The sequence below is a fragment of the Nitrospira sp. M1 genome (genome assembly GCF_965152605.1).
Genome location: NZ_OZ224217.1, coordinates 1,114,471 through 1,128,637 on the forward strand (window position 1 = coordinate 1,114,471; position 14,167 = coordinate 1,128,637).

Annotated in this window: 13 protein-coding genes; 7 read left to right on the forward strand and 6 right to left on the reverse strand. The window is 49.8% G+C overall.

The features are described from left to right. The first annotated feature begins 2 nt into the window (after nt 1-2). On the forward strand, nt 3-281 hold the full coding sequence (locus ACWHX8_RS05355; protein ID WP_447970931.1) for a DUF2442 domain-containing protein: 279 nt from the start codon (nt 3-5) through the stop codon (nt 279-281). 322 nt (nt 282-603) lie between these two features. Here the strand turns inward: ACWHX8_RS05355 and ACWHX8_RS05360 are convergent, their stop codons facing one another. From ACWHX8_RS05360 to ACWHX8_RS05375, 4 genes are all read right to left on the reverse strand, one after another. Further along, nucleotides 604-936 (reverse strand): DUF5615 family PIN-like protein, encoded by a 333-nt coding sequence (locus tag ACWHX8_RS05360; protein WP_447970932.1) that lies wholly within the window; start codon nt 934-936, stop codon nt 604-606. Then, the gene (locus ACWHX8_RS05365) at nt 933-1,157 is read right to left on the reverse strand and encodes a DUF433 domain-containing protein (RefSeq protein WP_447970933.1); all 225 of its coding nucleotides are present in this window, start codon (nt 1,155-1,157) and stop codon (nt 933-935) included. Before ACWHX8_RS05365 ends, ACWHX8_RS05360 begins: the two co-directional genes overlap by 4 nt. A gap of 87 nt (nt 1,158-1,244) precedes the next feature. After that, nucleotides 1,245-1,538, reverse strand: coding sequence for a nucleotidyltransferase family protein (locus ACWHX8_RS05370; RefSeq protein WP_447970934.1), 294 nt, complete (start codon nt 1,536-1,538; stop codon nt 1,245-1,247). 265 nt (nt 1,539-1,803) lie between these two features. Then, nucleotides 1,804-3,003 carry a hypothetical protein gene (locus ACWHX8_RS05375; RefSeq protein WP_447970935.1) on the reverse strand — a complete coding sequence of 400 codons (1,200 nt, stop codon included), beginning with the start codon at nt 3,001-3,003 and terminating at the stop codon, nt 1,804-1,806. Nucleotides 3,004-3,170: 167 nt separating this feature from the next. Between ACWHX8_RS05375 and ACWHX8_RS05380 the strand changes: the two genes are divergently transcribed. Continuing rightward, complete coding sequence (locus ACWHX8_RS05380) at nt 3,171-3,638, forward strand: DsrE family protein (protein ID WP_447970936.1); 468 nt, start codon at nt 3,171-3,173, stop codon at nt 3,636-3,638. A 167-nt stretch (nt 3,639-3,805) separates the two neighbouring features. Next, on the forward strand, nt 3,806-4,432 hold the full coding sequence (locus tag ACWHX8_RS05385; protein ID WP_447970937.1) for a class I SAM-dependent methyltransferase: 627 nt from the start codon (nt 3,806-3,808) through the stop codon (nt 4,430-4,432). 36 nt (nt 4,433-4,468) lie between these two features. Here ACWHX8_RS05385 and ACWHX8_RS05390 read toward each other — a convergent pair whose 3' ends face one another. Both ACWHX8_RS05390 and ACWHX8_RS05395 read right to left on the reverse strand, forming a co-directional pair. Beyond that, the gene (locus ACWHX8_RS05390) at nt 4,469-5,815 is read right to left on the reverse strand and encodes a PepSY-associated TM helix domain-containing protein (protein WP_447970938.1); all 1,347 of its coding nucleotides are present in this window, start codon (nt 5,813-5,815) and stop codon (nt 4,469-4,471) included. Between the two features lie 129 nt (nt 5,816-5,944). Next, nucleotides 5,945-6,973, reverse strand: coding sequence for a TonB family protein (locus tag ACWHX8_RS05395; RefSeq protein ID WP_447970939.1), 1,029 nt, complete (start codon nt 6,971-6,973; stop codon nt 5,945-5,947). Nucleotides 6,974-7,458: 485 nt separating this feature from the next. On the opposite strand from ACWHX8_RS05395, the gene ACWHX8_RS05400 reads away from it, so the two are divergent. From ACWHX8_RS05400 to ACWHX8_RS05415, 4 genes are all read left to right on the forward strand, one after another. After that, nucleotides 7,459-8,508 carry a FecR family protein gene (locus ACWHX8_RS05400; RefSeq protein ID WP_447970940.1) on the forward strand — a complete coding sequence of 350 codons (1,050 nt, stop codon included), beginning with the start codon at nt 7,459-7,461 and terminating at the stop codon, nt 8,506-8,508. Nucleotides 8,509-8,757: 249 nt separating this feature from the next. Then, nucleotides 8,758-11,460, forward strand: coding sequence for a TonB-dependent siderophore receptor (locus ACWHX8_RS05405; protein ID WP_447970941.1), 2,703 nt, complete (start codon nt 8,758-8,760; stop codon nt 11,458-11,460). A 964-nt stretch (nt 11,461-12,424) separates the two neighbouring features. Then, entirely contained in the window at nt 12,425-13,036 is a 612-nt protein-coding gene (locus ACWHX8_RS05410; RefSeq protein ID WP_447970942.1) for an RNA polymerase sigma factor, read from the forward strand. Nucleotides 13,037-13,176: 140 nt separating this feature from the next. Then, nucleotides 13,177-14,094 (forward strand): FecR family protein, encoded by a 918-nt coding sequence (locus ACWHX8_RS05415; protein WP_447970943.1) that lies wholly within the window; start codon nt 13,177-13,179, stop codon nt 14,092-14,094. Nucleotides 14,095-14,167: the final 73 nt, after the last annotated feature.

Here is a 14,167-nt window from a genome sequence, read left to right on the forward strand (position 1 = left end):
AGATGAATCCAACAGTTCAACAAGTGGAACCAACAGAAGATCATACATTGATTGTGACGTTTTCAAACCAAGAAGTTCGAGAGTTTGATGTGAAACCCTATCTCGAAAAAGGAATATTTGTAGAGCTTAAGGATTTATCCTACTTTCGAGCGGTTAAAGTGGTTGCTGGCAGCGTTGAATGGCCGAATGAACAAGACTTCAGCTTTGACACGTTGTATCTAGCGGGTACGGCGTTAGGCTCTCATCACAAAGTGACTTCGATTCCAACTCCCTCGAGTTAAGCTCATAATCCCAACACCTACCCGGATCCTCTGCTCCGTTCTTTTTTGTGTTATTAGGTGTCATGCTCGATTTAGCAACTTTAGGTTATGGTAGTACATTTCAGAGAAGATGCATTTCTCACTCGGGTCTGCCTCCTGCGTCATCAAGGAGTAGTGATATGCTAGAAAGGCTTACTCCGGTGCTGTCAGCTCATCCTGTGCGACATGACTGCACATCAATCTGTCTGTGAGATTTTTTCGATTTCCAGTGCTATGTCGCATGCCGGTTGGCTAGCTGATTAAGTGCCCATGGGTAGGCCATAATTTTGGATGTCTATATTTCTCAAGTGATGACCAACAAAGCTTCATTAGGGTTGTCGAGAAATTCTTTGATTACGGTTTCTTCTCGGATGAACAGATCATGAATATACCGTGTGGAGCAGTTTCCCGTTCGCAATTGAATAACTTTTGGTGGGTGGCCACGGAGGAAACTTCGATGCAAGAAGTCAGTGTCTTTGGAAACAATCGTAAATTGTTGATCCAAGGCCAGTTGCCAGATGGCCTCATCGTCGTTGCCGGTGAGACCGAAATCCTTGACATGCTTCGAACCTGGAAAGAATTGGTTGAGGTCAAGAGTAAGCTTATAGGAAAGGTTCTGGTCTAAGACCAGTTTCATGTGTTAGCCACGGATAGCTTTTTCTCGCGATCAGCAGCAAAGGCGAGGCACGCGTGGATGTCATCTTTAGTGAGTTCAGGGAAATCGCTAATGATTTCATCTTCTGTCATTCCCGATGCCAGATATTCTAAAACGTCTGAGACTGTGATTCTCATTCCCCTGATGCAGGGTTTCCCGCTACGTTTTCCCGGTTCAATGGTGATGATATGTGCATAGTCCATGGTCTTTATACTACCTTTCAAACTGGGAAATGACAACAGATAGAATCGTCCGTAGTGTGAAGTATGTCTTCTAAGAAAAACGTCGGATCACGAGACATGAATTAAATCTTTTTCGATGAGAGACCGCATGCGGGGTTTGATGGTTGTATCGATGACTAAATCTACGCTGCGATTGAACAAGCCTTCAAGGTAGAATTTAAAGTTCATGTAACCATCAAAGGTAGCCGGGCCATCAAATTCTACAAGTATGTCGATATCGCTGTCATGACGCAATTCCTGTCGTGCCGCTGAGCCAAATAGGCCGAGAGACTTTACCCCAAAGGTATTGCTGATTTCATGATGTCGGGTTTGTAAGACGGACAGGATTCCCTCTGTATTCATGCCATATCCTTCTTGTTGGTTCTGACTTTCATGACAACTCTTAGGTCTATAGCCGATTCAATTAACTTCCGTGCCCTTGAAGCGTTTGATGCCGCGTCGAAAGTCCTTATGGTTCAACTGGAACTTATTTGGATTCGCTATAGTATACCGCATATATTCAATAATCACGAGGCAATATTCAGTGGAGTCAGGCGCGACTAACTGTATTTGAGGTCAGACTCTGCCACCCAATGTAATCAGGAAATAAGTCAGATGCGACAGATGTTTACTCCGGTGCTGTCTGCTCGTCTTGTGCGACATGGCCCCGCATGGATTTGTCGGTGATATTCTTTTCGATTTCCAGGGCGATGACGTGAGCGAGTTGATCGGCTGATAGCGCGCCCATGGGCAGGCTTTCGGTTTCCGTATAAAACGGATCTTCCGGTATGGCTGTCCGATGGTAATTAATCAAGATTTTGGCTGGTTGAATGGACGTCTCATTCTTTCCGACCACCACAGACTTATCTTTCGGCGCCACTCGCGTTCGCGTGGCCCACTCACGTGAGTCAATTTTCACAAACGACACATTCCAAATTCGTCCATTCAATAAGTTCTTGACCGCTTTAGGCGTCTGCTCAAGAAATGCTGGCTCGCGAACGAGTAACTGAAGCGCTTCGCGAATCCGAATGTCATAGAGCTTCACAGTCGAATCTGGCTGGGCAGGTTTCATGAATTGTGTCGAGCCAACATCGTAGGCCGGTTGGTGCATGAGGCTTTGATAGTCATCGACCGTGACGAGATACGATTCAAAGAGCGTCTGAATCGCTTGTTCCCGTTCATTTCCGGACATCGTTTTGATTTCTTTGACTGTCTTAATTGGGGCATGGGCGAGGTCTCGTTGAATGGAGACTTTTTTCGGTTTTGGTTGCGTAGCGGCCTTACTCAAGACCCACTGAAACTCCCGTTCAAGGCGCGGGATGAGCTTTTCGGAATGATTGAGATAGCCTTCCTCTTTAAGCTTCGAAGCGTTGACGAGCAAGATAACCTGTTTCTGTTTTTTGATTCTAGCCACGAGAAATGGAAATTCTTTGACAAAACGATTAAACACTTTAGGTTCGATGACGACTTTCTTGAGAATATTTTTTTTTACGGCTTCATCGAATCTTGAATAGTGATGGCGTTGTTGGATCATGGTGCCCAAGGCATCCACCAATGTTTGAACGGCATCGTCAGCAACCGATTTGTCCAGTACGATGCCCTCGGCTGCACCTTTGCCAGGCTGGAGAAACACTTGAAACGTGGCTCCTGGAACATGGTGGCCGGTGGTTGTTCTCGTGCGTAGCTGAGTGTTTTGGTGTCCTTCGTTGCCAAAGGTGAAAGTGGCAGAACACACAAGCCATGCAATGGTTGAGACACTGATCACTGTGTATCGCAGGAATTTGTCTAGAGGTTTTGGATTTTTACATTGTGCAAGTGGCATGTACATACGTGTTCTCCTCATGGCTTAGGACGAGCGTACAAGAAATTGTAGCAAAGGCAGTCATCCTCCCGGCAAGTCGTTGCTGTTTGCTCATGTCTTGATAAAGCTGTGATAATGGAGGCAGCATGCATGCAGTTAGACGGTTATTCTACATTATAGTGAAGGAGGCGATCATGGGAATCTTACAACGGCGGCGAATGTATTCATTCGTATTGCTGAGTCTCAGCATCCTGTTGCTGAGTCCGGGCGTATTCTCGAGTGAGGCCGTTGCGGAAACGGAGAAGACCAAAGTGGTCTATCATGTCGATGGACATGACTTGGCAACGGCCAAGTATGCTCTGGCCCTTATCAATAAACATATTGAGGCAGAAGGTGGGCCAGATAAGATCGATATCAAACTCGTCGTTCATGGGCCTGCGCTCCCGCTTTTTGAAGCGGATACTGTAGATCCAGATCTTAAGGCGAAACTCAAGACCGTAATCGACCAAGGCGTCGGTGCAGAAATGTGCCAAGTGTCGATGAAACTCTTTGGCACCCCACTGGAAAAACTGGTGGCAGGGTTTACCCCAACGGAACATCCCGTGGCGGTGAAGCGTATTGCCGACTTACAAAAGGCAGGTTATATCTACATTAAGCCGTAAGGGCTGTCAGATTCGTCGCTCGTGCCTGCGCGCTGCAGCGCTCCGGCGCGCAAGCGTGAATCGTATCTCGTAGAAAGGCTACACAGTCTTTCACGAGATGCGAGTGACGGCGGCTTTGCAGTCCATCCATCCTTATTCTTTCACGTTTCCTTCCTGTCTCAGATGTCATGGCCACTCGACTGACTCCAACGCAGCGAACAGTTCAAGCCTACGAAGCACAGCACGATATCTATCTTCACGAATGGAACGCCCGTCGGTACAAGGTGCCGCCACATTTACATAATTTGATCGCTCGCATACCGAAGGCCGGATTGATAGTAGATGTCGGGTGTGGGCCGGGTCAGGACGCTCGCTATCTACGTCGGCAAGGGTTTCATGTGTGTGGAGCCGATCTCACCTGGTCGTTTCTTCAAGCCGCCAAAGCACGCGCCCCTCGCTTACCGGTAGTTCAAGCGGATATGCGACGGCTGCCATTTCCGCTTCAGACCTTTGATGGGATCTGGGCTGCGGCTTCGATTATTCATCTTCCCAAAGCCCAGGCCCGGACCCTATTCCGAAGATTGTTGACCTTGACCAAGCCGGGCGGCTGGTTGGCGCTCACCGTCATGTATGGTCGTGAAGTGGGTGTTCCTCAAAAGCAGTGGATTGCTGGCCGGTATCTCGCGAAATGGCATAAGTCAGAGTTGAAGCGCGTGGTCCACGCGGCCGCCTGGAACATTGTTTCCGTTGAGCGCGTGAAACATCAAGAACGCAAAGGTTCCTGGCTTAATCTTCTCGCCACACGACCTAATTGAAAAAGAGAAGAGTCACCAGCACGGGGTGGGTGGAGATTACAGCAGCGACTGTTTTCTCGCGACACTTGATTCCCATTCAATTGATGGGTGGCTTGGATGTGAAGGCTCAAGGGGAGAGGTTTTTGTCTGACGGATTTGATACTGCTTCCGCGAGGTTCTCTTTTTCCACCAAATGACGACGCCGGTGATGGAAAGCATCGCGACGGCTATTCCCATCACGCTCACAAAAATCTGAAAGGCCACCCCGCCTACCTTTGCCATATGCAGCGCAAACAGCCAATTGCTGACGGTGTCGCCGCTTGCTGCACCAGTCGGGAGGTAGATGGCTCGCTGGTTCCCTGTTGTGGCATCGAACCAGATCGAAGTGGCACCGCGATGATCGGCAATATCCCGGTCACTCTTGACGGTATACCGGTACAAGCCCTTCTCAGGGTCATATGACAACGCTTTGGCTGTCAGCACTTCGAACCCTTGACGGCGGGCTTCCGTCTCCATCAGTCCTTGCCCGATCACCAACGCCTGAGTCCATGGAATGGGAGGGGTCGGTTGATGCTTGTCGAGATCGGGTATGTGTTCCGTCCGCGTCTGGCCGGTGAAGAAGACGCCCATCACTGGCTTATACACTTCCATTAAATTGAAGCCGACGCTGGACCAGGCCAGCACAAGCAGCATCGCCCATGGCCACAGTCCACCGGCGCGGTGCAGATCAAAGTTCACTTTGTAGCTGCCGCGTTTCCACCGCACGGTCCAGGATTGCCACCACCGGGCCAACCAGTGTTTCTTGGGATAGTTCCGAGAGGAAGGGATCTGAGAGTTGAGCGCGTTCCCATGCGCACGCGCTGAGGCGGGGAAGGTGAGATAGGCTCCGACAAAGCAGTCTAACGTCCACAGTAACGCGACAATGCCGAAGAGATACTCCCCAACCGTGCCCAGGGCTAAACTATAGTGCAGGAGGTAAATAAAGGGCATTAGATTGGTGAGCCCTTGTCTGATGTCCCCCCACCTTCGTCCGCCCAGCACCTCTCCGGTATATGGATTAACGAAGAGCGTGTCGTGTTCGACGTCTACATGTTCGCCGGTATCAGGGTCAGGAAGGCCCTCCAAAAAATAGGTCCACGTCTGACCTGGTTCGAGCGCAAGAGTTACCCAATAAATCAAGGCTGCTGGATAACGCGCTTGAATCTGTTCACGTAGGAGCACCGGGTCCAAGGGTTGAGCGTCGGGGGACGGCGGTGTGATGGTCATAACCTGCGCATTCACCGCGGTATCCAACTCGTCGTAGAATGCCAAGAGGCTACCAGTAATGCCTGAAACAAGTAGAAAAAAGGCCATCACCAGTCCAATATAGCGATGGATCAGTAGCCATGTTGGGCGGCGTATCATGATTGGTTCACCATGGATGGATGACTGAAGAAAGGCGAGGGTGCACAGAACCCCTCTATAGATAAGACGAAGGAGTCGGCCAAATCCTGACCTTTTTTCGAAAATAACGGTTAGAAAAAAGTTGAAAAACTAGAGATTCTGAAGCGTGTAATTGATGGGAAGCAGCAGGACGACCTGAGGTTGGTGTAATTGTTCTTGAAAGTCAAGGGGAAAGGCCTGTTTGACTGTCTGAAGTGCATTTTGATCCAACAGGTGATGGCCAGACGATCGTTCAATCACCAGGTTGCCAAGCAGTCCGTTTCGCGTAATGGTCGCGCGCACGGTAACTTGCCCCTCAAGGCTTTGCCGTTTGGCTCGAGCGGGGTACTGCTTTAATCGTTGAACCTTTTCATGCAACGTTGCAACTAACCACCCAAAATCGGCTTGTTGCGGTGTGTGTGCCAGCGTGGCCCTTGGTTTCAAGGCTTGAGGGTCGGTGGCTGGAGCGATACGTGTTTGCCCCGTGACCGAAAAGTCAGGTTCCTGTTGCGTGGTATGGCGAATCCCTTCACTCCAGGTCGTATTGTTGGTTGCTTGGGCGGATTGGGAATGAATCGTATTGGCGCGAGGGAGATTGGTTTGGGGAAGGGGGGACGGTTGACGGGTTGGGCGAGGCGACGTGAGATGTGCCGTCAATTGAGCTTCTTTCTTCATCCGTGCCGGTGGAGCAGGTCTGGCCGTCTCATGTGGAATGCTGGCATGAGCGGGAGTGTCGCTAAATACTGGACGGGTAGGCGAGGGAATGGGCACGGAGCCCTGCTGTCCAGAGCGCGCTTTCATTTGACGAAGCCGATGTGAGGTTTGCCGTTTCGTTTGAATCAAGGGCTGCGGTGGTGGCGCGGCATCAACCGTTCGCTTGCGAACAGGCTGTGACGCTGGCCGAATTGGTGGGCTTGGAGGGGGAGGCGGATCGAGTTGCACAAATTGTACTTTCCAGGCAAAGGAGGATTGCGTGGGGGTAATCCACTCAATGTTCAACAGCACACCAATCACCGTCAGCACGCAGCTATGAGCCACAAGGGACAGAAGCCAGGCCATGTTCGTTCGGCGTCGCAATTGAGACCGGGTTGCAGTCTTTTGGCGCTGAAAGGCGACGGAAGATGAAGGTGTCCGATTCATGAACGGATGAAGCTTAAAAAATTAGACGAATGTATGAAATAAAAAGTATCAAGAACCAAGTAACGTCGAAATATAAAGAGGGCAGCAGTATCGCATAGGTCTACGAAGAAGACAATGATAATGGATATCTTTATCAAAAAAATACAAGAGTAATTTTAAATTATTGATTTATATTGATTTTTGAGAGTCATGAGTCAATTTTTTTGAGTACTTTCCATGAGCCATGCTTATCGAGGGGTGACACGATACACAAGTTTTTCCCATATCTTGAGGTAGGGCGCGACAGCCTCATTCGTCATAAAGAATAGGGCATGCTGTGTGTTGGCTGTTCCTCTTTCCCCAAGGCATTTAGAATGAACCGCCGCACTGTGATAGTCGAGCTATTCAATATTTTATTTCAATCGATCATAAATGGCCGTCTGTAGACCCGCATCTTGAGACGAGCAACGAACGACGAGCGACAAAAACAGAGAGCGTGGACACGCATGAACGACGATCAAAACCCAACGGAACCCCACTCTCCACGAGACCAAGCCATCGACTGGTTTCTGCATTTGCAATCCGGCGAAGCTTCAGCTCGTGATCTTGAACGCCATGAATCCTGGTTGCACGAGCATCCAGTGAATCGTGAGGAATATGAACAGATTGCAATGATGTGGGGAGACTTTGATGAGGTTGAGCCGCTTCTCACAGGATCCCATCGTTCCTCGAAGAGCTTCTCCCGCACGAAAACCTCCACACACGCCTTTGTGCGTTCAGAGGCCATGAGGCACAGGCTGTATCATATGGCGACTGTTGCCGCCATGTTCGTGATCGTGTTGATGTTGGGGGTATGGTGGTGGCCTGATTCGCCAGTGTTGGAAGAATCGTTTCGCACTGCCAAGGGTGAGCAACGAATGGTCAATCTCTCGGATGGCTCAACCATTCTGATGAATACGGATTCGCAGCTGTTCGTGCGCATGTCTCAGGAGTCACGGATGGTTACCATGCAACAGGGAGAGGCCTTGTTCTCCGTAGCACATGATGCACAGCGTCCCTTCGATGTGCATGCCGCCAACGGGATCATCCATGATATCGGTACGCAGTTTCTCGTTCGACAATCTTCAGGCAATGTGCAGGTTTCAGTACTTGAAGGAATTGTCGAAGTAAAGGTGAAGAATGCGGTTAACGCCCAGTCAACGAAACATCCGCATATTCTTAAAGAGGGTGATCAGGTAAGGTATCAGGCCACAGGCCGTCTCTCTCAGGTGGAATCATTCGATCAAGCCATCGTCACGGCATGGACGAACGCGACGCTGTACTTTGACGCCAAACCCCTCAAAGAGGTCCTCGAAGAATGGGCACGGTACCGGCCTGGAGAAATTCGCTTGCAAGAGCCAAGTCTCGGCAACATTCCCGTTAGCGGAAAATTCCGTATCGATCAATTCGACAGTTTCTTGCACGCATTAGAAAACACACTGGACATTCATGCCCGTCATCTTGCCCCGCAGGTGATCCTGTTGGAACGGCACGTTGAGGGAGCACGCGTCAATTGAACGTGCCTTCCCATACTTCTCGCGTGTTCTGCGCATCCCCAAAAACCACCCATCAAAAATTTTTTTAAAAAGCCACGTCCCTTTTTGACGCATGAACTCGTCATAGTTCATGACGAGCCAATATTATTCACAGTCATATTCATTCATTGTGTATGTCAAAGAGGGCAGAGAACACCGATTCCTGATCCTTATTGAGCACCCCGTTCCCTGCCATAACCGGATGGGGTTATGTATGGAAGGATTCATCGAATGCGTCAGAAAAAAGTCAAACAACTGAGGCGCGCACACCGTCGTCAGGCAATGCTCGATCGTCTCAATCAGCTTGTCGATGCGACGGCGGGTAGCGTCAAAGGATCTCACCGTCAGAATCTCTTGTGGGGATTTCTCGTTGGCCTGTCCTCCGTGGCCTTGGGGGGCTATCATCCAGCGTTAGCACAGGACTGGCAAGAGACAGGACCGATGCCTGGCAGGGATGTGGCGGCTGATCCTCATTCTGGAGCGGTACGTCTTGTGGCCGAACAAGACCGGCCAATTGCGTCAACGCAGTCATTCGATATTCCCGAAGGAAATCTTTCAACAGCGTTAAAGGCTTATGCGCGTCTCGTCGACTGGCAGCTTCTGTATTCGTCGGATCTTGTTGCTGGACGGCACACGAAAGGCCTTCAAGGTACGTACTCGAAACAGGAAGCCTTACGACGATTGTTGACAGGCACAGGTGTCACCTATCGTTTCTCGGATGCCAACACCGTCACCCTTATTGCACAGGAAGATGCTGGTGCAGCAGGAATCGCCGGAGCAGCGGCGGGAGTACCTTCAGGATCGGATATCCCTGTCGTCCAAGTACAGCCAATTGAAGTCACGGATACGATCACACGGAATAAAGCATTTTTGCCGCCCGTTGACGGGTACAAAGCGGATGAAACGATCTCGTCCACCCGGACAGCACTTCCCATCAACGAAACGCCCACGTCAATTGGTGTGGTCACGCGGGATGTCATTCGCGATACCTTTTCGCTCTCACAGAGGAGTGCGTTGGAGCATGTGAGTGGAGTATCAAATGGAGGGATACGTCCAAACCGATCGGAAAGTTTTCAAATTCGAGGATTTTCCGATGGTGTAGAGAATTTTAGTGTGCTTCGATCAAATGGGTTGCCGACCGACACGTTCTTTGCTCCAGACCCGGCATTGATTGAACGCTACGAGATTATCAAGGGCCCAGCTTCAATAGCAGGCGGTGCGTCGAGTCCAGGCGGAGTGGTTAATCGTATCACCAAGACTCCGCAAGATGCGAATTTTGCTATTTCCGAATTTCAGGCGGGGTCCTATGATTTCTATCGAGGCACTGTAGATGCGAATGGAGTCTTGCCGCAGCATCCCAACGTACGCGGGCGACTGATCTTTGCGGTGGAAGAGGGGGGGAATTTTATTGATAACGTCCCAGTGCGGCAATATATGGTGGCTCCCTCGATCGAAATGGATTTCTTTGACGGAGCTGGCACCCTCCTCCTGACCGGCCATTACCAGCAATTCGACGGGGCCGGCTACGGTGGGTTTCCGTTAATGCAAGATGGGAGTATCCCTGATATTCCTCGTACGCGTAACATTGGGGGCGGAAGCGAGAACGGTGCGGAGTTAACCTTTCGAGGACAAGATTACGAACTGCACTACAATCACGAATTCGTGAATAACTTAACCCTATCGATTAAAGGCAAGTACGAGCATTCTGATTTGTCGGATAAGGTCATATATGCCTATGATATTGGTGGTATTCCACTAAGTGGAGATGTCACAATTGGAGACGGGTTGCGTCAATTCGATATTGAAACGTTTGCTGGTGAAATTTTTCTTAACAAAGAATTCGAGGCATTTGGGCACAAACATGAGCTGTTAGCAGGTGTCGATCATCGAGATCAGAATCTGGATTTTGTGATTGCCTATAGTACTTTAGGTATCGACAACATTTTTAATCCAGCCAACAATTTTCAAGTCCAATCCAAGACCGATCTTCGAACGTCGGCAAGTGGCAACTTTAATCCACGCACGACTGACTTGCGGCAGACCGGTCTCTTTAGTCAAGTAGTCGTTCGACCCTTTGACGCACTGACGATCGTGGCGGCAGGTCGATATGACTTTGCGCAAATTGCGCAAAAAGATACCCGCACGAACGATGTGAATGAGGATAAATCTCGAAAGTTAACTGGTCGCGTCGGGGCAACCTACGAATTACTTCCCGGGTTTCGAGTGTATGCTGGCTTCTCTCAATCATTTCAAACCAATGCCTTCGCTGTGACAAGAAACGGTCTATTAGACCCGGAGACCGGAGAGAACTACGAGGTAGGGGGAAAGGTGGATCTCTTGGATGGACGACTGCGCGTAACGACAGCACTGTTTCGGAACTATCGACAAAATGCGGAGACAACCGATCCGACGGATGGGCGATTTTCTATTGGCATAGGTGAGCAACGTCATCAAGGCGTGGAGTTTGATGTCAATGGCCAGCTCTGGTCGGGTTTAAACGTGACTGGAAATTTCACGTATCTCGACGCGGAAATCACTAAAGACACCCGTAATGGTGCAGTCGGGAGTGCGCCGAACGGAGTTCCTCGGTATTTCGGTGGAGGGTTTGTGACGTATGAACTACAGTCGGGAGCGTTGCAAGGGGTTGGCTTTGGTGGAGGAGTCTATTTTCAAAGTCCTGTCAAGCTGGGGATTCCCAATACTATTTCGGTCAATGGGTATGAGCGGGTAGATGCGGTGGTGTTCTATCGACCGCCACAAAAAGCCTACGATTTCACGATTAATGTACGAAATTTGTTCGACACGACATATTTGGACAATGTTGGGAATAATAATTTCAATTATAGCAATTTCGGTGCACCAGTGAGTGTGTTTGGCACTCTGCGCTTCAAGTTTGATCCCACTCTGGAGTGGACCCCGCCGTGGGCGGATTGAAGAGGGAAGAAGGAAATGCAAAGTGAAAAGTGCAAATTGCAAAATGGGGAGCGAAGAGCGTGAAGGGTGGAGCGGAAGACGGGTGTAAGAACGAGGGATGATGTTAGGCAAGGCCAACTACTTTGTGTGGCGGGACTTGGGCGCTTTTTTTCGGCAGCGACGAGTCTTTGATACAGAAGATCGGCCTCTTGAGTCAATGTGGGTTCTAATATTGGGGTCAGACATGACTTAAGGCTTTATGGGGGTAAATTTTCGGCCGCTGAATCTTAGGTGAGGTTTGAATGCAAGGGGGCGATTGACGATTATGTGTGGAGGGAGCTGTGGTGCGGCTGTATTCGGTGATGTCGAAACCTATTTAGTATGGTTCTCATTGTTCTGAGGTCGTTTGTTTCATTCGCAATCCGTCATCTCAACTGTCAGAAGTTCTGTAAAACATCTGCACGTCTTTCTCTTTGATTCCTCAATTATTTTAGTCTTGTTACTTTTAGCCTGAACTGGCGATGGATTTCCTACAGGTACCAGGTTATATGTACTGAAAAGTAATGAAAGCATCATAGTTACTTAGGGGGCAGACATTACTATTGATTTAATGAAGATTCCTTTAGAGACCCCTCTTTTTCTGGAGGAGTGCTCTGAATGAAAACCGTAGACAGGTCTTCTGGGTAGGAAACAAATATGGAGGATATTTATAATAAGCAATAATCATGTCTGACCCCATTGGCGTTTGAGTGGGGATGGGCTGTCTCTCGGGTTGAGCTGTATTTTCTTTAAAGAAAAAGGTAGTCGCAAGGTTTGTGTTTTGACATGTTCTTCTCTTGTTGTGAGGCCATGATTATATGCGCAACCGGAAAATGAGCATGGTCATGTTCGGTCGCCGTATGTTATTGACGCATGCAGTTTATTCACGGTTGGTTACTCCTCGCTTTTGCCGACATTGGTTGGCGGGGATTCTCGAAATGCGTCTATGTCTGATTCTAAATCCAAAGTTGCGTTGTTGCACTTCCGTCAATACTACGATGAATTGCTGACATTTCTTACTCGGAGATTGGGATCGCATGAGCAAGCTTTAGATGCGACTCAGGAAACATTCCTGCGCGTGTTGAGCCAGAAATCGTCACACCCTATCGACAATCCACGTGCCTTTCTCTATAAAACCGCGAGAAATTTAACCATCGATATGTTTCGACGAGAGCGAAAGCATACCCATGTGTCCTTGGAATTAGACGATATTCAATCGGCGCTGACCGTTGAGCCTGATCAGGAGCAGCGGGTTGAAGGCAAGGAGCGTCTGCATCGGTTGTACCTGGCCATTCAAGAGTTGCCGCCGAAATGCCGGCACGTGTTTTTGTTGCATAAATTTCAAGAACGGTCTCAAATGGAAATCGCCATACAATTGGGCATTTCAAAGAATATGGTGGAAAAGCATGTCATGAAAGCCCTGGCCCATTGTAAGCGACGGTTGGACGATGTCAATGTGGCTTCGCTAGCAGGTCATTCGATGCGCCCCAAGCACAGGAGGCGTGACTGTTCCGTGTCTTACGAAAGAACAGACAAAGGAGCAAATGGGCATGACTAATGCGCGTCATCGAATGAACTTGTGGAACGGGAGGCATCAGGTTGAATGGAGTTGTGGCGTCATCATGTATAGAGAGCCGTCTCTCGTGGTTTATGCACGGCAACGAGGGTGTGAACACAAGCAAGGAAAGGTGCGCATGCATGAGTACGTCTGAACGGCAAGATCCTACTCCCCCGGAATTTCAGGAGGTATGGAAAGATCTCGATGCCGTAAAACCGTTCCTGACACAAGAGTTGGAGGAGGCCGAGGTCTTTTGGGCGTCACATGCCCGTACGCCACAGTCGGAGTCCGCCGGCCATCGGTGGGCCGTTCTACCGTTGAACCTTGGGGCGTGGAGTGCGTTGGCGGCAGTGATAGTGCTGGCCATGTGGTGGTGGGTTGGAGCCGGCGGCAACGCCAATTATTATCAGACCGCGAAGGGGGAGCAGCAGACGATTACTCTTGATGATGGATCGACCGTCATGCTGAACACGGACACCATGCTCTCGGTCCGCTTGTCCGACCAGAACCGGGTGGTCGAACTTGAGCAGGGCGAAGCCCGGTTTACCGTGACGCATGATGCGAATCGACCGTTTTCTGTCAAAGCGGGGAATGGCCTGATTCACGATCTCGGGACTCAGTTTATCGTCAAACATCTGTCGAGTCAGGTGGAGGTGTTTGTGTTTGAAGGTCGAGTGGAGGTTGGTGTGCTTGAGCCGGCGGCATCTGCCGCCGGGTCCGGTCGCCGCCTCCTCACGCAAGGCGAACAGGTACGGTATACCGCCGATGGGCAGATGTCGTCCATTCAGCCGTTCGAAGAGCACATCGCTCGCGCATGGACGGAAGGCAAGCTGGTGTTTCATGCTCAACCTTTGAAATCCGTACTCGTCGAACTTGCCCGTTACGCACCTGGCGAAATTCGCTTGCTGGACCCCACTCTTGCAGATTTGCCTATCAGTGGTATTTTCAACCTTGAGAATCTTGGACGTTTCCCGCAGGCACTGCAAGAAGCCTTTCCCATTACGGCTACGCAGATCAATCCGCAGTTGGTCGTCTTAGACCGCAAGTCCTCCTCCTGATTGTTCCCGTTTCGCCACCTCTCGTCACGGCTCAATCCTCACAATCGTTCCATTTTTGATTTTTGACTGCACA